16 protein-coding genes and 3 pseudogenes are annotated in these 20,615 nt (G+C 59.6%); 12 read left to right on the forward strand and 7 right to left on the reverse strand.

Translation table 11 applies throughout. The features are described from left to right. Positions 1-69: 69 nt before the first annotated feature. Positions 70-975: a LysR family transcriptional regulator gene (locus J2R78_RS43225; RefSeq protein WP_253610576.1), complete on the forward strand. Its 906-nt coding sequence runs from the start codon at positions 70-72 to the stop codon at positions 973-975. A 110-nt stretch (positions 976-1,085) separates the two neighbouring features. Here the strand turns inward: J2R78_RS43225 and metC are convergent, their stop codons facing one another. Next, positions 1,086-2,234, reverse strand: a complete 1,149-nt coding sequence (gene metC / locus J2R78_RS43230) for a cystathionine beta-lyase (RefSeq protein WP_253610575.1) — start codon at positions 2,232-2,234, stop codon at positions 1,086-1,088. Positions 2,235-2,641: 407 nt separating this feature from the next. On the opposite strand from metC, the gene istA reads away from it, so the two are divergent. Both istA and istB read left to right on the forward strand, forming a co-directional pair. After that, complete coding sequence (gene istA / locus J2R78_RS43235; RefSeq protein ID WP_253610645.1) at positions 2,642-4,144, forward strand: IS21 family transposase; 1,503 nt, start codon at positions 2,642-2,644, stop codon at positions 4,142-4,144. After that, positions 4,141-4,983, forward strand: coding sequence for an IS21-like element helper ATPase IstB (gene istB, locus J2R78_RS43240; protein WP_076832955.1), 843 nt, complete (start codon positions 4,141-4,143; stop codon positions 4,981-4,983). Before istA ends, istB begins: the two co-directional genes overlap by 4 nt. 75 nt (positions 4,984-5,058) lie before the next feature. Here the strand turns inward: istB and J2R78_RS43245 are convergent. The 5 genes and pseudogenes from J2R78_RS43245 to J2R78_RS43265 all read right to left on the reverse strand — a co-directional run bounded on the left by J2R78_RS43245 (position 5,059) and on the right by J2R78_RS43265 (position 10,727). Beyond that, positions 5,059-6,922: pseudogene (locus J2R78_RS43245) on the reverse strand (ABC transporter ATP-binding protein). A 69-nt stretch (positions 6,923-6,991) separates the two neighbouring features. Continuing rightward, the gene (locus J2R78_RS43250; protein WP_375167159.1) at positions 6,992-7,852 is read right to left on the reverse strand and encodes an ABC transporter permease; all 861 of its coding nucleotides are present in this window, start codon (positions 7,850-7,852) and stop codon (positions 6,992-6,994) included. After that, entirely contained in the window at positions 7,849-8,793 is a 945-nt protein-coding gene (locus J2R78_RS43255) for an ABC transporter permease (protein ID WP_253610573.1), read from the reverse strand. The genes J2R78_RS43250 and J2R78_RS43255 overlap by 4 nt, the downstream gene beginning before the upstream one ends. Next, a complete protein-coding gene (locus J2R78_RS43260) occupies positions 8,790-10,523 on the reverse strand; it encodes a GMC family oxidoreductase (protein WP_253610572.1) in 1,734 nt (577 codons plus the stop codon). Before J2R78_RS43260 ends, J2R78_RS43255 begins: the two co-directional genes overlap by 4 nt. A 39-nt stretch (positions 10,524-10,562) precedes the next feature. Next, the gene (locus J2R78_RS43265) at positions 10,563-10,727 is read right to left on the reverse strand and encodes a hypothetical protein (protein ID WP_253610571.1); all 165 of its coding nucleotides are present in this window, start codon (positions 10,725-10,727) and stop codon (positions 10,563-10,565) included. 356 nt (positions 10,728-11,083) lie between these two features. On the opposite strand from J2R78_RS43265, the gene J2R78_RS43270 reads away from it, so the two are divergent. The 3 genes and pseudogenes from J2R78_RS43270 to J2R78_RS43280 all read left to right on the forward strand — a co-directional run bounded on the left by J2R78_RS43270 (position 11,084) and on the right by J2R78_RS43280 (position 13,592). Next, on the forward strand, positions 11,084-12,289 hold the full coding sequence (locus J2R78_RS43270; RefSeq protein WP_253610570.1) for an IS4 family transposase: 1,206 nt from the start codon (positions 11,084-11,086) through the stop codon (positions 12,287-12,289). Between the two features lie 347 nt (positions 12,290-12,636). After that, a pseudogene (locus J2R78_RS43275) lies at positions 12,637-13,338 on the forward strand (TrbI/VirB10 family protein); the annotation flags it as partial. Next, complete coding sequence (locus J2R78_RS43280; RefSeq protein ID WP_253610568.1) at positions 13,335-13,592, forward strand: DUF2274 domain-containing protein; 258 nt, start codon at positions 13,335-13,337, stop codon at positions 13,590-13,592. The pseudogene J2R78_RS43275 and the gene J2R78_RS43280, both read left to right, overlap by 4 nt. Here the strand turns inward: J2R78_RS43280 and J2R78_RS43285 are convergent. Further along, positions 13,556-14,473 (reverse strand): LysR family transcriptional regulator, encoded by a 918-nt coding sequence (locus J2R78_RS43285; protein WP_253610567.1) that lies wholly within the window; start codon positions 14,471-14,473, stop codon positions 13,556-13,558. The two genes, J2R78_RS43280 and J2R78_RS43285, sit on opposite strands and share 37 nt — an antisense overlap. Before the next feature lie 1,660 nt (positions 14,474-16,133). Between J2R78_RS43285 and J2R78_RS43290 the strand changes: the two are divergent. The 6 genes and pseudogenes from J2R78_RS43290 to J2R78_RS43310 form a co-directional block, all read left to right on the forward strand. Continuing rightward, a pseudogene (locus tag J2R78_RS43290) lies at positions 16,134-16,331 on the forward strand (enoyl-CoA hydratase/isomerase family protein); the annotation flags it as partial. A gap of 323 nt (positions 16,332-16,654) precedes the next feature. After that, the gene (locus J2R78_RS45535) at positions 16,655-16,777 is read left to right on the forward strand and encodes a hypothetical protein (RefSeq protein WP_375167196.1); all 123 of its coding nucleotides are present in this window, start codon (positions 16,655-16,657) and stop codon (positions 16,775-16,777) included. Continuing rightward, positions 16,777-18,111 (forward strand): acyclic terpene utilization AtuA family protein, encoded by a 1,335-nt coding sequence (locus tag J2R78_RS43295; RefSeq protein WP_253610662.1) that lies wholly within the window; start codon positions 16,777-16,779, stop codon positions 18,109-18,111. The genes J2R78_RS45535 and J2R78_RS43295 overlap by 1 nt, the downstream gene beginning before the upstream one ends. Positions 18,112-18,114: 3 nt before the next feature. Further along, positions 18,115-18,441 (forward strand): hypothetical protein, encoded by a 327-nt coding sequence (locus J2R78_RS43300; RefSeq protein ID WP_253610564.1) that lies wholly within the window; start codon positions 18,115-18,117, stop codon positions 18,439-18,441. 154 nt (positions 18,442-18,595) lie between these two features. Continuing rightward, positions 18,596-19,819: a CaiB/BaiF CoA-transferase family protein gene (locus J2R78_RS43305; RefSeq protein WP_253610563.1), complete on the forward strand. Its 1,224-nt coding sequence runs from the start codon at positions 18,596-18,598 to the stop codon at positions 19,817-19,819. A 28-nt stretch (positions 19,820-19,847) separates the two neighbouring features. Further along, positions 19,848-20,615, forward strand: coding sequence for an enoyl-CoA hydratase/isomerase family protein (locus tag J2R78_RS43310; protein ID WP_253610562.1), 768 nt, complete (start codon positions 19,848-19,850; stop codon positions 20,613-20,615).

Genomic DNA, 20,615 nt, shown 5'->3' on the forward strand with positions numbered 1-20,615 from the left:
TTGTGTTCACCATTCGCTTGAGACAACATGGGAGAAGGCGGGCACGAGTAATTCCAGGATTGCAAGTCGATGGTCATGAATCTCCGGCAGATGGAGATTTTCCGTGCTGTTATGAGAGAAGGCTCGATTACGGGAGCGGCGAAGGCACTGAATATCTCGCAACCGTCAATCAGCGAAATCATTCGCAATGCCGAGGCTCGTTGTGGTCTACAATTTTTCGTGCGCGAAAAGGGCCGATTGAGACCGACGCCAAATGCATCACGTCTCATAGACGACATCGATGCGGTGTTTCATCAGGTTACGAAGGTGAATCGGGTCATAGAATCCCTTCGATCTGACCGCGACGTCACCCTTATTTTGGGATGCACCTACTCATTATCGCTATCACTCGCGCCAAAAATAATCTCGTTTCTCCATTCGCTCGAGCCCAAGCTGAAGCTGCACATTATGGTGGAGCGCCGGGTGGAGAGCGCGAATAAAGTGGGCTCTGGATCGATTGATGCTGCCATCAGCTTTCTCGCAGAGACTTATTCAAACGTGGAAATCATTACGCTGACAACGGCAGCAGCGCGTTTCATTTGCCCGAAGTCACACCCACTCGCGCAAAGAAAGTCCGTATCCGTGAAAGATTTGCGAAAGGAGCGCTTCGTCGGCTATTTTCCGTTTCTTCAGCTGCGCAAGCGGATCGATGCTTTTTTTGGGGCGCATGGCTTTCCATTCAACCCGGCAATCGAAGTCGAACAAATTGCGCAGGCTTGGCATCTGGTCCGATCGGGCGAGGGAGTTGCGATCGTCGATCCCTTCTGTGATCTTCAAGTGTTTTTTCCGGAGATCGTTTCTCTTGCGCTGCGTGACGCGCCTCGCATTCCCCTACAGCTGCTCGTCAAGAAAGGAAGAAACCTCACTCCGACATTGTCTTTGCTGGCCTCGAAATTCACAGAACTTGCCCAGACGTCCTCCGGTGAAATGCCATAGAAGCACCGTCGAGTGGTCGGTAGACACCAACATCGAGGCGGTTGGTCGGACGTTTAACCGAGTTTCCCTTAAGAAGCAGGCGAGCGCGGTTTGAGCGTGGCCTACCGAAATTAGGCAGCGAGAAGCGCCTTCAGACCGAGCGCCAAATCCTCTTTGAGGTCGTCCGGATCTTCAAGACCAACATGAAGCCGAACGGTCATATCACGGCGATTTGCAGGGGCGCATCTGCGCGTATATCGGGCGGGCAACACCAGGCTTTCAAATCCGCCCCAGCTTGCTCCGATGCCGAACAACCGCAGACCATTGATGAATCTCTCGACCGCCTGCTTGTTGTCGATATCAAACGCGACGCCAAACACGCTAGACGCACCGGTGAAATCACGCTGCCATAAAGAATAACCACGGTCGCCAGGCAAAGCGGGATAGACGACTTCCCGGACGCCGGGCTGCTTTTGCAGCCAGCTCGCGACGTTCAAACAACTGGCTTGCTGATGTCGCAGCCGCAAGGTCAGCGTGCGACGTCCGCGCAATGCGAGATAGCAGTCGTCAGGGCTTGTGCTGAAGCCGAAATCGGCAACCCGCTCGCGGACCGGAGACCACCACTTCTCTGAGGTTGCGATAACGCCCATTAGAATATCGCTGTGGCCGTTCAGGTATTTAGTTGCTGCTTGAATTGAGATGTCGACGCCGTGCCCCATCGCATCAAAAAATACGGGCGTTGCCCACGTATTATCCAGGATCAGCGGGACGCCATTGCCTTGCCCAACTTTCACTAAGGCAGGGATATCCATGACTTCGAATGTCATGGAGCCAGGACTTTCACAAACGATGGCCTGTGTATTGGATCGGACAAGATGCTGCAGCTCAGAACCTGTCATGGGGTCAAAGTACTCGACCTCTACGCCCCCTTTAACCAAAGGACCGTCGCAAAACGAGCGAGGGGGCCCGTAGACGGAGTCGGCAACCAGCAAGTGACCACCGGGACTTACCACTGCGCCGAGCGAGGCAGTCACCGCCGCAAGGCCCGACGGGACTACGATGGCTCTGAAACACTGTTCAAGGGAGGTCAGTGCCTTTTCCAATTGGAAGAGCGTTTCCGTACCATAGACGCCATATCGAAGCCGGCTGACGCGGTCTGTTGACGCCAAATCGTAGCTGGCCATGTCTTCAAACAGGATGGTCGAGGCACGCATCACGGGTGGACTTACTGGGCCCGCTGCGGGGCGCCCTGCGTGGGCGAGCCGTGTGTCGAGCTTCATTCGCTACCGAACCTTCATCTAGATTGGATCTATCAGGAAATGCCACACTCGAGGGGCAAATGTCTCTGCAGGTGATGTTCTCGTGCACATTCCGCGTTGTTCCGCTTCTCATCCTTGGGAACGGCCGGCGACGCCCGATTGATGGTGTGCATGCGACCTCAATCGCTCCTCACCTGGTGATCGGTGCGCGGCGGCGATCAGGGTGAGACTTCAGCGACAATCAAGGTGAGACTGCGCCGATGGGGGCGGACCGAAGGGAGGGCGTAGCCCGACCGGAGGACCGTCCCCATCGGCGTCGCGCGTTTTTGGACCCGTCTGGCGGCCGGGTGCGGCTGGTGCAAGCTGTTGATTCGTCTCGACAAGAGGGAATCGATGCCTTGCCTGGCCTCCACATCACCGACCACCAGATGAGGCTGTACATGACCTACCGACAGACACTGTCCCCCGAGGCCGCCGCGGCCAAGGCGGGGTTCTCGAAGGCAAGCGCGTATCGAATCGAGGGCGATTGTCGCCCGCCATCGCAGAAGAAGACGCCGAGGGGCCGGCGCCGGTCCGATCCGCTCGCGCAGTATTGGGAGGCCGAGATCGTTCCGATCCTGAAGGCTGCGCCCGGCATCCGCGTGATCGGCGTGCTGGACGAGCTGCGCCGACGGCATCATGACCTGAACCCGAACATCCGCCGCACGCTGGAGCGGCGCATCAACGCCTGGCGGGCGCTCAACGGCCCCGAACAGGACGTGATCTTCCGCCAGCAGCACGAGCCCGGCCGCCTGGGTCTGTCCGACTTCACCGACGTGAGCGCGCTCGGTATTACCATCGCGGGTGAGCCGCTCGATCACCGGCTCTATCACTTCCGGTTGGCGTTCTCCGGCTTCGAGCATGCCCATGTCGTGCTCGGCGGCGAAAGCTTCGTCGCCCTGGCGGAGGGCTTGCAGAACGCGCTGTGGGCGCTTGGCGACGTGCCGCGGGAGCATCGCAGCGACAGCCTGTCGGCAGCGTTCCGCAATCTGGCCGCCGACGCACGGGAGGATCTGACGCAGCGCTACGCCGGGCTGATGGGCCACTATGGCATGGCGCCAACGCGCAACAATGCGGGCATCGCACATGAGAACGGCTCGATCGAGAGCGCGCACGGCCATCTCAAGCGGGCACTGGAAGATGCGCTGTTGCTGCGGGGGACGCGCGACTTCGCCAGTCTCGATGCGTACCGGGCTTTTGTCGACGAGATTGTCGGCCGGCGCAACGCCAACCTCGCCAAGCCGATCGCGCTCGAGAAGGAGGCATTGGCGCCGCTGCCAAAAGGCCGCACGACCGACTTCGAGGAGAAAGTGATCCCGGTGACGTCGTCAGGCGGCTTCATCCTGCGGCGCGTGTTCTACACCGTGCCTTCAAGATTGATCGGCCATCGCCTGCGTGTGCGCATCTTCGACGACCGGCTCGAATGCTTCCTTGGCGTCACACCGGTCGTGACGCTGCGGCGCGGTCGGCCTGTGTCCGAGAGCCAGGGCGGTCATGTCGTGGATTACCGGCATGTCATCCATGCCCTGCGGCGCAAGCCGATGGCGCTCCTCAATCTCGTTTATCGCGACCAACTCTTCCCGCGCGCAGCTTACAAACGTCTGTTCGAGACCTTGCGGGAGCATGGTGATGACCGGCGCGCCTGCAAGGTGACGGTCGAGCTTCTGGCGCTGGCTCACGAGCGCGCCTGCGAAGCAGAACTCGCCGAGGCGATCGCGATGGATCTGGACGCCGGACAGTTACCCGATCTTGCCGCGCTGCGCGACCGCTTCCGGCCCGAGGCGGCCTCGATCCCGCGTGTCGCCGTCAAGCTGGCGCCGCTCGACGTCTACGATGAACTCGCCTCCGTCAGCGTCATGTCGGGCCGCTCGAACCTGGGAGAGGCAGCATGACCGGTATCGCTACCTCCGTCGATGCTGCCCGTGTCGAGCTGCTTCTCAATGAGCTCCGCCTGCCGGGCGTCAAGGCGATCTGGCCGAAGCTCGCCGCACAGTCGGACAAGGAAGGGTGGCCTGCCGCCCGCTTCCTCGCCGCCCTTGCCGAGCACGAGGCCGCCGATCGCACCCGCCGTCGGATCGAGCGGCACATGGTGGAAGCGCGTTTGCCCGCCGGCAAGACGCTCGCAACCTTCGACTTCGAAAGCGTGCCGATGCTATCAAAGGCACAGGCGATGGCGCTCGCCGCCGGCGACGCCTGGTTGAAGGCCGGCGCCAATTTGCTCTTGTTCGGTCCACCGGGCGGCGGCAAGACCCATCTCGGCGCGGCGATCGGCCTGGCTCTCGTCGAGAACGGTTGGCGCGTTCTCTTCGCGCGAACCACTGATCTGGTGCAACGGCTGCAGGTCGCGCGGCGCGAGCTGGCGCTGGAGTCCGCGATCGCCAAACTCGATCGCTATGACCTCCTGATCCTCGACGACATCACATATGTGAGCAAGGATCAGGCGGAAACCAGTGTGTTGTTCGAGTTGATCGCCGCCCGCTACGAACGACGCTCGCTGCTGATCACGGCCAATCAGCCATTTGGCGAATGGGGGCGTATCTTCCCGGACCAAGCAATGACGTTGGCTGCCATCGATCGTTTGGTCCACCACGCCACGATCCTCGAGATGAACGTCGAAAGTTACCGTCGAAAAGTTGCCCTCGATCGCAAGCGCGGTCCAGGCCGGCCGCCTGTTCACACTACCCCAAACGAACTCGACAAGACTTTAATTGACGCTGGCAGCGCCGCTTGATTGTCGCGCAGCGTCAATCAACGCTTGCCAAGTCGACGGCCAGCGTCAATTATCTCCTGACTCGGCCGCCTCGTCTCATCTTGATTGACGGGCCGCTCTCATCCTGATTGTCGCGCTATAGTGATCGGGACCAACTGTTCGGAATTGCCTGACCGGCGGCGTGTAATCCAGTGGGAAGAACGTGCTTCTGGGCTCTTTGTCCGTGAGCGATACCGAACGGCGAGGCACAGTCGGATTGGCAACGGGAACGGCCGAAAGGAGACGGCGGGTATAGGGATGACCTGGCGTCGAGAAGACAGCGCTTCTGCTCCCTATCTCAACGATCTCTCCAAGATACATGACCGCGACGCGGTGGCTGATGCGCTCAACGATCGCCATGTCATGAGAAATGAAACGCATCGATAAGTTGCGTCGCGCCTGCAGCTCAAGCAAGAGGTTCACAATCTGAGCTTTGATTGACACATCGAGGGCAGACACCGATTCGTCGGCAATGATGACTTTCGGACGGGACGGCTATGGCGCGGGCGATGCAAATGCGTTGACGCTGTCCGCCGGAAAACTCGTGCGGATACCGGCTTGCCGCGGCGCGATCCAGCCCAACCTCCTCAAGTAGTTCTCCAACGCTGTGACGGATCTCTGCGCCGCTACCGGTTCCGTTGACAATGAGCGGTTCCGCAATCGACTCGCCCACCTTTAGTCGTGGATTTAAGCTCGCAAACGGGTCTTGGAATACCATCTGAATGACCCGCCGCCGCTCACGCAACTCGGACGCGTTGACGCCCATCAACTCTTGACCGCATAATTTTATTGATCCGGAGTCCGGCTCGACGAGACGCATAATTGAGCGGCTTGTGCTCGATTTGCCGCATCCCGACTCGCCGACCAATGAAAGCGTTTCACCAGATCTGATGGAAAAGGAGACGTCCTCAACCGCGTGCACGCGCCCGACAGCGCATGACAACAAGCCCTTGCGAACGACGAAGCGCGTGGTTAGATCGCGCACCTCCAGAACCGGGGGCCCATCGTCCTCAGCTAGCAGGGCGCTCGGATTCAGACACGGCCGTTCGGCGCCGGTTACGTCAAAAGGCTCAGGAAACGGCTTGCCGGTCATCGCGCCAAGCTTTGGCACAGACGAGATTAGCGCTCGTGTATAGTCGTGCTTCGGTTCTGCAAAAATCTTTGTTGTTGGCCCCACTTCAACGCCGTTACCGCGAAACATGACGAGCGTACGGTCCGCGACCTCTGCAATAACACCCATGTCGTGCGTGATGAAGATAACGGCCATACCTTCTTCGCGCTGAATGGCACGAATAAGGTCAATGATCTCGGCTTGAACCGTAACGTCCAGAGCAGTCGTCGGCTCGTCAGCGATCAGCAGCTTCGGCCCGCAAGCCAGAGCCATGGCGATCATGACTCTCTGACGCATACCGCCGGAGAATTTATGCGGATAGTCTGTCAGGCGGCTTCGCGCCGCTGGAATCCTCACTCGCTCAAGCAGCTCCACCGCCTGGTGCCTGGCCTTCCGACCACTGATGCCTCTGTGGATGCGCAAAGCTTCCGATATCTGATAACCGATACTAAGGACAGGGTTTAAGGACGTCATCGGCTCTTGGAACATCATGGCGATCTCGTCGCCACGTACTTTAGCCATCTCCTTCTCTGGTAGAGCCAGCAGGTCCCGCTGACCGAAGAGTGCTTTTCCTTTGATAGTCGCCGTCCTCGGCGAGACGAGCCGCATGATCGAGAGCGACGTTACGCTCTTGCCACTCCCGGATTCTCCCACGAGCCCGAGTGTTTCCCCAGCTTGCAGATCAAAGGACAGATCACGGATGACGGTACGCCAACCGTCTGTTGTTTTGACGCTTACCGTCAGGCCTTGAACTGAAAGCAGCGGAGACCGATCAGTGGTGTCTTCGTGGGAGCGGACCAAAAGGCTCATTCTTTTTCGATCGTTTGAGGAAGCGGTCGCCGGTTTTGTTTGAGGCGGCGAGGGTTCTTTATTGACACATCAGTGTGTCCCAGCACGTGGATCAAGCAGGTCACGAACGCCATCGCCGAGCAGATTCACCGCCAGAACTGTGACCGACAGGAACGCGGCGGGAAAAACGATAATCAGAGGTTGAACAAGCCAAAGCGTCCGACCGCCAGCCATTATATTGCCCCAAGACGGAATGGTCGGGGGAACGCCGGCTCCGATGAACGACAGAATGGATTCGACAACCATGGCGCTGGCGCAGACATAGGACGATTGAACCATAAGTGCCGGAAGTGCATTTGGGACGATATGTTTGAGGACAATTCGAAGGTGGAACACGCCGATCGACATCGATGCCTCGATGTAAGGTTGTTCGCGTAACGATAGAATCGTGCCGCGTACGAGACGCGCCGTTCGTGGTATCTCGGCTAGGCTGATAGCCAGCACCACGCTGCCCAACGAGCGGTTCCAGAGTGCCATGAGGGCGATCGCCAACAGCACGGACGGAATCGCCATCATGGCATCAACGAAGCGCATGATCAGACCGTCCAGCCGCGGGACAGAGCCGGACAGAAGGCCCAGAGCGAGTCCAAGAATACCGCTGATGGCAGCAACCGACATGCCCACGACCAGCGAAACCCGGGCGCCGTAGATCACACGAGAATAGACGTCCCGGCCGACCATATCCGTTCCGAACCAGTGCACAGCGCTCGGGGGCTTTAGGCGGTCCATTGGGGCGAAGACGGTGGGATCCGTTGTTCCCAAGACAGGTGCCAAGAGCGCGCAAGCGATCGCTAGCGAGAGGAGGCCGCCCCCTATGACGATCAGCTTATGCCGTCGCCATGAACGCATTGGCCTGCTTTCAAGTTGAATCATCTTGGAGGACACTGTCATCGATAACGGATCCGCGGGTCGACCAACACATACGAGATATCGATGATCAGATTGACGATCACATACGCGAACGAGAAGACCAGGACCACTCCTTGGATGATCGGGTAGTCGCGCATGGCGATTGCATCGAGAGTCAGGCGACCAAGGCCTGGAATGGCGAACACGGTCTCGGTCACCACGGCACCTCCAATCAAGAGAGCCACGCCAATTCCAATGACGGTGATGATCGGAACGCCAGCATTCTTCAAGGCATGAACGAACAGAATCGCGGATCGACTTGCGCCTTTGGCGCGCGCAGTTCGGATATAATCCTGCCCCAAGACCTCAAGCATAGACGCACGTGTTACGCGAGCGATAAGGGCAATGTATACAGTTGAGAGAGTGAGCGAAGGGAGGATGAGGTTGCGAAGCCAGGGCCACACGCCCTCCGTTATGTCCTTGTACCCTTGAACAGGAAGCCACTGTAGCTGCCGCGAAAATATGTACGCGAGAATATAGCCGAAAACAAAGACCGGAACTGAAAAGCCGATCACGGACAAGCCGACGACCATCCGATCGATCCAACCTCCCGCGCGCCATGCGGCGGCGACGCCGAGAGGAACAGCGATCAGCACTGAAATTATCATTGTTATCAGCATCAACGACATTGTCGCTCCAAGCCGGTCCAGAATTAGGCCGGTGACGGACGCTCCGTTGAACACGGAATGACCAAGGTCGCCGTGAAGAATGTGCCAGAACCACTCTGCAAATCGAACCAAGAACGGTCGGTCAAGGCCCAGCATCTCTCGGACGTGTCGGATTTCCTCAGGGCTCGCACGATCGCCGGCAATGACAACCGCAGGATCACCTGGCGCCACATAGAGGATCGAAAAGACGATGAATCCCACGAGAACGAGGACCGGAACAGCAGAGACCAGTCGACGCACGATTTGACTGATCATATCAGGCTCCCCTTGTATGAGGCCTTGAGACTGTCGGCTATCTTCTCTGCCATCATCAGGACCGGAACGTTGATATTGGCGCAGGGGATCGTCGGCATGAGCGACGCGTCGCAAACGATTAGTCCATCCACGCCGTATACGCGGCCATCGGAAGCGGTCACCGCCATCCGGTCGTCCGGTGATCCCATTCGAGCCGTTCCGCAGGGATGCCAGACACCGCCAACGTTATGCTTGAGGAATTCGTCCAGCTCGTGATCATCGTTCAAGAGCCGGGCCAGTGATGGCGTATCCCCTTGGATGACGCACACCAGCTGCCGACGAACAAGATCGCTGCGATCGATAAGAGGCGCTGCGAAATCGGTGATCATGCGATTTCGGAGGCTCGGAGCCAGCAGCTTCTTTATTCGTGCCGAGAAAGTTGATGGCACGGCAGCCCAGACGACGTTCGCAAGCCTTGGGTGCGTCACAGCTCTGGCGGACAGCCGAAAGGCGTCGGCCAGACGGCGCAGATCTCGGACGTCCGAAAGCATTTTAAACTCAATCTGAGCCGGCGTTCGGCCGTCGGCGGAGCGCAGCCGCACGTGGCCAGTGGAATATGACTTGTTGACCCATGAGAACAGGTTGGCAAGCTGGCCGCCGACGGCATGCCAGCCTGCGCGGGCGACGATGCCGGTGTGCATGTCGCCGGCGGGCGTGCCTTCAAGAGCGGACGTCCATCGAAGCAGACTTTGAATGTGATAATTCTCGCCGGCCGGCAGACGCGCTTCCGGAGCGATGAGCGCGGTCACACCGATGGAGGGATGTTCCATCAGGTTTCTGCCAACACCGGGCCGATCGGCCGCGACTTTAAGGCCCAGATTGACGAGATCTGCCCCTGGACCAATCCCCGAACGCAACAGGAGTGTCGGCGTTTGGAGCGCACCGGCACAGACGATGGTCTCGTGCGCGCGTATGATCTGAAGGTTTCCGCCTTCATCCATAAATTCGACTCCGGTCACCGCGCCGTGGGAGGCGATGAGTCGGGTCGCGAGCGTATTGCAACGGATCTCGAGCTGCGGCCTTCGTCTCACTTCGTCGCGCAGATAGGTCGTTGCGGTCGTGGCGCGGTGCCCGGCACTATCGAGGTTGACGGCGGTCGGGTAGATACCGTCCTGCCAGATCCCGTTCTGATCTTGTCTTCTCTGGTATCCAAATGATGAAAAAGCGTCATGGATGGCCTGGGTAAAGCCAGAGAAGCTTGCAGGATCGATATGAGTGATAGGCCATGGACCGTCGGTCCCGTGCAGGGCACCATCGCTCGAATATATCGCCTCCGTTTCGAGTTTACGAAAATAGGGTAGGACGTCGTCCCAGCCCCACCCGCTGGCGCCGGCGTCCCGCCATTGATTGTAGTCGTCCGGTGATCCGCGGTTCGATCCGATGCCGTTGATCAGCGAGCCGCCACCCAAGCCTCGAGCCTGTTCATAGGGGGTTTCTGATCGATTCGAGCGCCGAGCCTCTCCCGTAAGCCTGACCGTCAAACCTTCCCAGGTGAGATGTCTGTCGAAGTACGCGCGGCCCGGGTAGGGTGACCTCACGTGCGGAGGAAGTGTCTCCTCATCGAAACTAGATCCAGCTTCGATGAGGAGAATACGAAGGCCGTGGACCTCGCTCAGCCGCGACGCGATGACCGCGCCTGCCGAGCCGCCGCCAATGACCAGATAATCGTAAATGGGACCGTTCCCTGCCATGGTCTTCCTGTCCGAACGAACGGTCTGCGTTCGTCGCAATCATTTCTCGACGTTCCAGAACACCGGCATCGGGGTATTGAGGAAACCCTTCAGGCTCTTCTTGAAGGCGATCGGCGAAAAGAACTTGCCAAGCGGCACAACTGGAAGGTTCGCCGCTGAAAGCTTCTGAAGTGTGTCAATCGAGCTTTTAGCGGCCTCTACCATCAGGGTGGATCGCGTTGTTGTCAGGAAGACATCGATGTCGATACTACATTTCAGGCGACCGCTGACAAGGCTGAGCCAGGACGAGGTCGCGGCCGAAGCGGACCTGACCAGGCAAACTATTGTCCGGCTGGAACAAGACACATCTTCGGCTCAAGAGCGCACGCTCCGCAACGTGCGACCAGTGTTCGAGGCGCGGGGCGTTCAGTTCTTGTTCCGCGATGGTCTGGGGGTAGGCATCTTTCAATTACCCACATTTGACGTCGGATTTGAGCGAGGCGCGGCGGGCGAAACCTTGAATCGGTAGAATCTGTTGTGATTCCTTGTTGAGCACCTGATTCGGAAGCGCGGGGTGCTCGATGGGCTTGGTGAAGGGACGCACGGGGGCGCGTGCTCAGCGATTGACGACTGGTATCGAGACGTGGGTTGATCAGGAAGTTGCGGGATGCGAGTTTAAGGATGAGCGGCTTGGTCGCCGGTTCTGCAAATTGCTCGCACAAATCGGGAGCGACATGGGTCAAAGCATCCCGTTGGTTTGTCAGGATTGGGCCAACACGAAGGCCGCCTATCGCTTCCTCTCCAACGAACGGGTCAACGAGGCGGATATTCTTTGCGGTCATTTCGAGGCGACGCGCGGGCGCGTAGCGGCGACGGAGGGACCGATCCTCGTCCTCCATGACACGACGGACTTCAGCTTCAAGCGCGAGAAGCCGGACCTGATCGGCTTTACGGGCAAGACGGCAGGACGCACACAGTGCGGCATCCTGATGCATTCGAGTCTCGCCGTAACGACCGAGGGGCTTCCGCTCGGACTGTCGGCAATCAAGTTCTGGACCCGCAAGAAGTTCAAGGGGACGACGGCGCTGAAGCGAAAGATCAATCCGACACGAGTGCCGATCGAGCAGAAGGAGAGCATCCGCTGGCTCGAGAATTTACGGCAATCGACCGACCTTCTCGCTGCCCCTGAACGACGCGTTCATATTGGTGATCGCGAGAGCGACATCTATGAGCTGTTTTGCCTGGCCGAGGAGGTTGGAACGCATTTTTTGGTGCGAACCTGTGTTGATCGGCTTGCCGGGGACGGCAATCATACAATTGCCGACGAAATGGACGAGGTTACGATCAAGGGTCTGCATCGGATCAAGGTCAAGGACGACAAAGGCGATCCCGACGACGCCGTTCTTGAGATCAGGTACCGCAAGATATGCGTCCTGCCGCCGATCGGCAAACAGACGAAATATCCCGCACTCACTCTGACCGTGATCCATGCTCAAGAGCGGGGAAGGCCGAAGCGGCGAAAGAAAATCGAGTGGAAGCTCCTCACCGATCTCCCGGTCCGATCGCGCAAGGATGCCATCAAGAAGATCGAATGGTACGCGTTGAGGTGGAAGATCGAAGTCTTCCATAAGATCCTCAAATCTGGCTGCAAAGCAGAGGACTCAAAATTGCGAACTGCTGAGCGTCTGGTCAATCTGGTCGCGGTCTTCTGCATTGTGAGTTGGCGCGTCTTCTGGATGACGATGCTCAATCGCTCCTCACCGAATGCCGTACCGCAACGGCGCTGACGGATCCCGAAATCAGGCTTCTTGATCATTTTGTGAAAGACGGATTGCTCTCGACGAAGCACGCTCTCGCACTATGTCGTCAAGATCGCGCGGCTCGGAGGATATTTAGGCCGAGCCACCGATCCGCCTCCAGGAAATACCGTGATCTGGCGCGGACTATCGCGGCTGACCGACATCGAACTGGGAGCTGCGATCGAGGCAACAATTATGGGTAATTGAAAGCAAGCTGAGGCCGTCAGGCGGCGTGGTTCCATGGCATAAGCGCGTCGATTTGGCTGCTCGGCCAGCCGTTGGCTATTCGCGAGTCATCGAGGGCACGCGGCAATCGCTCGCGATCGGCTTCGGCGGCGCCGGCCGCGACACCACCCGTTGACGCCGGATCCGCCCAGAACATGTAGGACCGCAAGACAGCCTTCCTCAACGCCTCGACGGACAAGCGCACGGTCAGTCCGGACCGGCTCGAGGCCAAGGTCTCGCCTTATGTTGTGCAGGCGGGCACCGTGATCCCGGCGGCGCTCATCACGGGCTTCCGCTCCGATCTGCCCGGGCTGATCAGCGCGCAGATTACCGAAGCGGTCTATGATCGCCCGTCCGGCAAATATCTTCTGATCCCGCAAGGTGCGAAGCTGATCGGCCAGTATGATAGTTCCGTCGCGTTCGGCCAGAGCCGAATTCTCCTGGTCTGGACCCGCATCATCATGCCCGACGGCAACTCGATCGTGCTGGAGCGCCAGCCCGGCGCCGACACCGGTGGTTATGCTGGACTCGAGGACAAGGTCGACAACCATTGGGGCATGCCGTTCAAGGCCGCCGTTCTCTCGACGCTGCTCAGCGTCGGAGCCGAGGCGGGCACGAACCAGAATGAGAACAACCTTGTTCAGGCGATCCGCAGCGGCGCGTCCAACAGCGTCAGCCAGACCAGGCCGCAGATCGTGCAGCGCCAGCTCAACATCCAGCCGACGCTGACCATCCGGCCAGGTTTCCCGGTGCGTGTCATTATCACGCGCGACTTGGTGCTGGCGCCCTACGCGAAGGGAGGAGGGCCGTGACGAAGCTTGAGCTTGGACCACTCGAAGACGACAAGCCGGTAAAGCTCACGATCGAGCTGCCGGCGGCGGTCGTCAGGGATCTCAAAAGCTATGCCGAGATCCTGACGCGTAGCGGAGCAGCGACGACACCGACCGAACCCGCTAAATTGATCGCGCCGATGATCGAGCGTTTCATGGCAACCGATCGCGCCTTTGCCAAGGCATGGCGAAATGCTGCTCAGCCCGCACCTGGATCAGCCGAGAGGTCCGGATAGCGCTCGCGAAGCAGGTCGAGGAGCGGACGCAGCGATGGATTGCAGTTTGTCCGCTGCCAGTAGGCGCGGAAGCTCAACCGGGTCGGACCGTCGCCATCATGCACCTCGCGGAAGGTGACGCCCGGATAGGCCGCACCGGTCGCACCCTCGAATGCCAGCAGGATACCCCAGCCCGCGCCGACCAAGGTGAGGAGGCGGTCGAGCGCCACATCATGCCGAAGCAGCCGGCAAGGATCGGACCCTCCCATTTTGCTGATGAAGAGCTCGTGGAATTCCGATGCCGGGCCGCGCTGTGACAATAGAAGCGCTTCCTCCCTCAGTTCGCCCCAGTGCACCACATCACGTTCTGTCAGCGGACGGTTTTTGGGGAGAGCGACGACTACACGTTCGCTCCAGAGCAATAATGACTTGTCGCTCCAGCTTGGGATAGGTTCGGCCACGAAGGCGATGTCAATCGCCGAGCTGGCGAGGTCAGAGATCAGGTGGTCTCTCGAGCCGTCGACCAGATGCGTCTCGACATCGGGGAAGCGGTGCCGGTGGTCGAGGAGGGTGGCCCGGAGATTGCCGGTTGAAAATGAAACGTTGACTCCGATGGTCAATCGACCGCATTCGCCGCGCGAACGGCTCTTGACACGAACCGTGATCGCTTCCGTCTCATCCACGATGCGCCGGGCGGCATCGAGGAATTGCTGTCCCTCGATGGTCGGTCGCGTGCCGCCGTTGGTGCACTCGAAGAGAATGACGCCCAGTTTGTATTCGAGATTGCGCAGGCGGCGACTAAGCGTCGACTGCTTGATTCTGAGCGTCTCTGCCGCTTGGCGCAAGCTCCGGTGTTGGGACGCGATAATTGCCCAGCGCAGTTCTCGCAATTCCACTGGCACGGTTGAAACCTGGTGAGTTGCCGACGACTAGAGTCTTCCCTATCGTAGAGATTGGCCACGGAGGCACCAGTAATAGACTTGCCACGAGCGCCGGTGTGGGGCTGTTCGATCAGCGTCAGGACCTCGGCGTCGAGGAGCTCGCCGCCGCGGCCATTCGCCAGGCCTTCCTTTCTCGGCAGATCGTTCCAGGAAACTGTTTATCGAGCGACGATCAATCGATCTTGTCGGACTGGGGTAGATGCAGTCCATGCAAAAGTCGTGATCGTTGGAATCACAGCAAGAGCAGTCTAACTGCATTTTTGGTACAACACAGTGCGATAAAATTCGTCGTGGCGCTTTATGACTTCCTCGATAGTAAATTTGAGGACTCTCCCTTTGCGTCAAGGACGACGCTGTCGCATTGAACACGCAGAATTTAGGTAGGTGCGTCCGCCAGTCGTCGGGGTCTTGAGAACTGCGCTGTTTCCCGACTTCGATCCGCCGCCGCTCGCTGCCTTGAATTTTTAAACCAGATGGGTGCACTTAAACGCTCCGCGAGCATATAGATCAAGATCGTGATGCTATCGATGCTCTGACAACTCTCCGACACTGCTGTGCGCATGCCGTCACTAGCTTGATAGCAGACTTATTCCACCTCTTTGATGATTTTTGGCGTATCGGGGAGCGGGCTGCACGTGCACTTGGATTTCGACGGTTCGCGTATTTTGGATGGCGCTCCTTCGCACCTCTTCTGATTTCGTCATACCCAAAGTAACTGGACCGACTATTATTTCGGTGAAGGCTACCAAGATGTTGATCCGGTCCTACATCGCGCGCCTGGCGCCAGTGCCTCGCATGGGCATCTCGCGGCGGGACGATGGAAGAGCTAGGCGTAATTCTCGATATCAGGTCAGGAGCCGTAAAGTTTCATCTGGATAGTGCGCAGAAGATTCTGGCTGCTTCACGCTGTCGCGCTGCCCGTTCGTCTCGGCCTGTTGCCATAGCGGCGGGATCCGTGTGACGCAATTGTTAGCCGCGATCAAAATTCCAAAGAGTTGTGACGCCCTCCGGGACACGGATGAGTGCCGCTGCACGCGGCTGCATCGACTCGTGCTTATGCCGCCCAGTGTGTGAACTTGATTGTTAAAAATGCAAAGCCAAGGATGTACGCGAATGCCGTCGACCGGTCGAAATTTGGGCAAACAGATATAGTTGAACGCGTACTCCTGCTGAAGTTCGAGGAGTAGCACTGCGCAGCGCGACGTACGGAGCGGGTCTACGTAGTGGACTCTCAATCATGAACGGATACCGAGCCGATCAGGCAGGGGGATAGGTTCCTCTTGTCACGTTGGATTGACTGCATTGGCTTGCAAAATCGAACAGCTGACCGCGAAAAAATGAACGAATCTACGAACACCCAACGTTGATCTGTGCGAGAGACTATGCGTTGAATGAGTGCGGGCATTGGCCGAAGAAACGTTGGGCGGGTTCATGTCTGGAAATGCCGCTGGTTTGGTGGCCGATAATCGGTATGTCGCTTCGTCTAGCCTGAAATTCGACTATGCAGGTGTATCACCCTCCGTTGAGACGTTCTTGCGTAGTCAGGCCAATCGTATTCGTAGGCAATGTGCCAGCTCGATAATTCAAATCGGCAAAGCGCTTCTCGAAGTACACGCGCGACAAACCGTTGATCGCGGCCGTCGAAGGCTGCGCCTATGGTGGAGGCTTTGGCCTGGCTCTGCTGGCAGATCTGATCGTTGCAGGCGATACCGCGCGCTTCTGCATGTCCTTTGCCCGGGTAGGCCTTGTCCCCGACTCCGCGTCGCTTTACACATTGCCGCGCGTCGACGGCGCGCAGCGCGCCAAGGAGTCATCGTGACAGAGGTTGTCGCCGCAGGCCACGCCCTGGCCTCGTGCACTGTACTTGGCCGCGACCCTATCGCAAGCCTCCTCGACGGCGACGGCGCTCACCAAGACCGCGATCAACAACTCACTCTCATCGGACCTGCGTTCGTTGCTGGAGTTCGAGGCTGCAGCGCAGTGCGTGGCCTTCTGCTCCGACTTCCACCGCCAAGCCGTCGCACGGTTCCTCGCCAAACAGCCCAGTCAATTCCGCTGGCCGCCGTCAAAGGAGACGGCCAAGTGAATGGATGTTCCGGGCCTCTGTCGGGCATCGAGGTGCGCGATCTCGCGACCGTGTTCATGGGGCCCTTGACCAAGCAGATGATGGGCGACGTTGGCGCCAACCTCATCAAGGTGGAGGCGCCCAGTGCAGAGGCAACGCAGGGCGCGAACGGGGCCGTTCGGGATGGGAGGCTTCCTTAATGCGCACAATCAGGATCGGATCGGGTGCGGGTTATTCCGGCGATCGTATTGAGCCCGCGGTCGAACTCGCCGAAAAGGGCGAGCTCGACTACCTGGTTTTCGAGTGCCTCGCCGAGCGGACCATCGCCCTGGCGCAACAGGTCCGGATGAAGGATCCACAAAGTGGCTTCGACCCCTTGCTGGTCGCTCGCATGCAAGCCGTTCTGCCGATCTGCCACGCGAATAGGATTCGGGTTGTCACCAATATGGGCGCGGCCAATCCCGTCGGTGCGGCGGAGGCGACGCGGGAGGTCGCCCGCCAGCTCGGCCTGCATGGGCTGAAGATCGCCGCGGTGACCGGAGACGATGTCCTGGCGACAGCACGCGCAAGCGATCTGACGCTGGAAGATGGGAGCAAGCTCTCTGCGCTCGGGAACCGGATCGTGTCGGTCAACGCCTATACCGGCGCAAGGCCGATCGCCGAAGCTTTGGCGAGCGGCGCGGATGTCGTGATCACGGGTCGGGCGGCCGATCCCGCCCTGTTTCTGGGGCCGCTCGTCCACGAGTTCGGCTGGACCCTGGACGATTGGGACCTGCTCGGCAAGGGCACGGTGGCAGGTCACTTGCTGGAATGCGCGGGCCAGATCACCGGCGGTTATTTCGCCGATCCCGGGCCGAAGGATATTCCGGGCCTCGCGCGACTCGGATTTCCGATCGGCGAGGTGCGCGAGGACGGCGAACTGGTCGTCACCAAGGTGGAAGGCTCGGGTGGCCGCGTGACGCCCGCCACGGTGAAAGAGCAACTCCTCTACGAGATTCATGATCCGGCCTTGTACTATCAGCCGGACGTCATCGCGGATTTTTCTCAAGTGCGCGTCGAGGAGATCGGGCTTGATCGCGTCCGCGTGACGGGCGGCCGCGGCAAACCGAAAACGGGATTCCTCAAGGCATCAGTTGGTTACATCGACAGCTATATCGGCGAGGGGCAGATGTCTTATGCAGGTCCAGGCGCTGTCGAGCGCGGCCGCCTGGCGCTCGAGATTGTGCGCGAGCGGCTCGACATCATCGGCGTTCAGTCCACCGAACGGCGCTTCGACCTGATCGGCGTCAATGCGATGCACGGCGACGAACTTTCACAGAGCCGCGAGCCCTACGAGGTGCGCGCACGCGTCGTCGGCCGCACCGGAAGCCTGGCCGAAGCGATCAAGATTGGCAATGAGGTCGAGACGCTTGGCACGAACGGGCCCGCCGCTGGCGGAGGCGCCTGGAAATCGGCGCGCGAAGTCGTCGCGGTTGCCGCGACGCTGGTGCCCGAAGGCGCGGCGCAGCCGAACATTTCCATCCTGGAGGCTTGAGCGATGAAACTGCGCGCACTCGCCCATTCGCGCACCGGCGACAAGGGCGATACCTCCAACATTTCCGTCATCGCGTTCCGGGACGAGGACTACCCCTTCCTGTGCGCGCACGTCACGGCAGAGCGGGTGAAAGAGCACTTTCGCGAGATCGTGAAGGGTGAGGTGATCCGCTACGAACTGCCGGCAATCTCGGCGCTGAACTTCGTACTCAGAGGGGCGCTGGGCGGCGGCGTGACGCGCTCCCTTGCCCTCGACGGTCACGGAAAGGGCCTTAGCTCCGCCTTGCTTGACCTCGAATTGCCCAAGCGAGGCACAAGGGAGGGCGCATGAAAAGCCAAAAACTGGTTTTGGGGTGTATGACCCGCGTCCTGCGGGCCGGCAAGTCCTTGCAGGCAGCCGGCGCACCTTAAGGCTGAAGAGTGGCTCGTACGACACACGAAACCTCCATTGACCCAATGAATGACAAAGACACGGATGGCAAGACATGAGGAAAGATGAGACTGCCGGCCCGCTGGCCGGTGTGAAGGTTGTGGACATCACAGCGGTATTCATGGGGCCCTCGGCCACGCAGATGCTGGCCGACCTCGGCGCCGACGTGATCAAGGTGGAGTCGAAAGGGGGGGACAGCACACGTGGCATCGGCCCGTGCGGCGGCCAGAAAATGGGGCCGCTCTTCCTGGGGTTGAACCGCAATAAGCGCAGCATTGTGCTGGACCTGAAGGCGCCGGCGGGGCTCGAGGCTCTGCTGCGCCTTGTAAAGGATGCAGACCTGCTGGCGTACAACGTGCGTCCCCGGGCCATGAAGCGCCTCGGGCTGGACTATGAGTCGCTGGCGAAGATCAATCCGCGCCTGGTCTACGTCGGCATGTTCGGCTTCTCCCAGCGTGGCCGCTATGCACCGCAGGCAGCGTTCGACGACCTGATCCAGGCCGCGACCGCACTGCCGCTCGCCGTCTCGATGGGGAGCGGCGACATTCCGCGCTATCTACCCCTCACTATCGCCGACCGGTCGGTTGGTCTCTATGCGTTCGGCGTGATTTGCGCCGCGCTCTATTCCCAGGCGCGCACCGGGAAGGGGCAGCGCGTGGATGTGCCAATGTTCGAGACCATGGTGCCCTATGTGATGGGCGACCATCTCTATGGTGAGACCTTCATTCCGGCCAAGGACGGTTTCGGTTACCCGCGCCTGCTTTCGCGGGAGCGCCGCCCGTACAAGACAAAGGACGGGCATGTGTGCTGCCTGATCTATCACGATCACCATTGGCGCGCCTTCCTCAAGGTGATCGGCAAGCCTGACCTGTATGACGCCGATCCGCGCTTTGCCACCATCACCACCCGCACCGCGCATATCACCGATCTATATTCCATGGTCAGCGACGAACTGGCCAAGCGCACCACGGACGAGTGGCGTACGGCGCTGAGGGACGCGGACATACCGGTCTTCCCGATGCACACCTTCGAGTCCCTGCTCGAAGATCCGCATCTGAAGGACGTCGGCTTCTTCACCGAGTCCGATCATCCCGCCGTCGGCCGTATCCGCGAGATGGCGGTGCCGAGCGAATGGCACGGCACACCGCCGCAGATGCGCCGCCATGCGCCCCGCCTGGGCGAACATAGCCGGGATGTGCTGCGCGAAGCTGGCTACGATGATGCCGCCATCGATGTGATGATGGCGTCGGGTGTGTCGACGGAAGCTGGCGCGGCATAACAACCAGAGATCGACGCGAGAGGCCAATATGGATGAAGAACTCCTGAGCGACGTGCGCGGCGCGGTCCTCTATCTGACCATCAATCGACCAGAGCGCCGCAACGCGGTGAATCCGACAGTGCTCGCGGGGCTGCGTGATGGCATCGAGAGCGCCAATAGCGACGGCAACATACGCGCCGTGGTTATCACTGGTGCGGGAGACCGGGCCTTCTGCGCCGGTGCCGATTTACAAACGGGAAAGTCGTTCGCATTCGACTATTCCGAGCCCTATCAGGGCTTGGCTGATCTATTCCGCTGTGCCCGCAGGTCGACAGTGCCGCTGATCGCCCGTGTTAACGGCGCCTGCATGGCTGGGGGCATGGGACTGATGGCTATGTGCGATATGGCGGTGGCCAGCGAGCACGCAATTTTTGGACTGCCTGAAGTCAAGGTAGGCGTGTTCCCGGCACAAGTGCTCAGCGTGCTGCAGTGCCTGGTACCGCGCCGGGTGCTTAACGAGCTGTGCCTGTGTGGCGAGCCGCTCTCCGCCCGGGATGCCTTGTCCGCTGGGCTAATCAATCACGTCAGCGACGATCTCGACGCCAACCTCGACTGGTTGTTGGGCCGTTTGCTGAACAAGTCGCCTGCGGCTGTTCGACGTGGTCTCTACACCCTCAAGCATTCGGAGGACATGCCTTTTGAACAGTCGATGGCCTTCAACGAAAGCCAGATCGGACTGCTCGCGGTGACAGAAGATGCACGCGAAGGTCAATTGGCCTTCCGCGAGAAACGCCAGCCCAATTGGACGGGCAAATAA

This window comes from Bradyrhizobium sp. USDA 4538, assembly GCF_024171045.1.
GTDB classification, from domain to species: domain Bacteria; phylum Pseudomonadota; class Alphaproteobacteria; order Rhizobiales; family Xanthobacteraceae; genus Bradyrhizobium; species Bradyrhizobium australafricanum.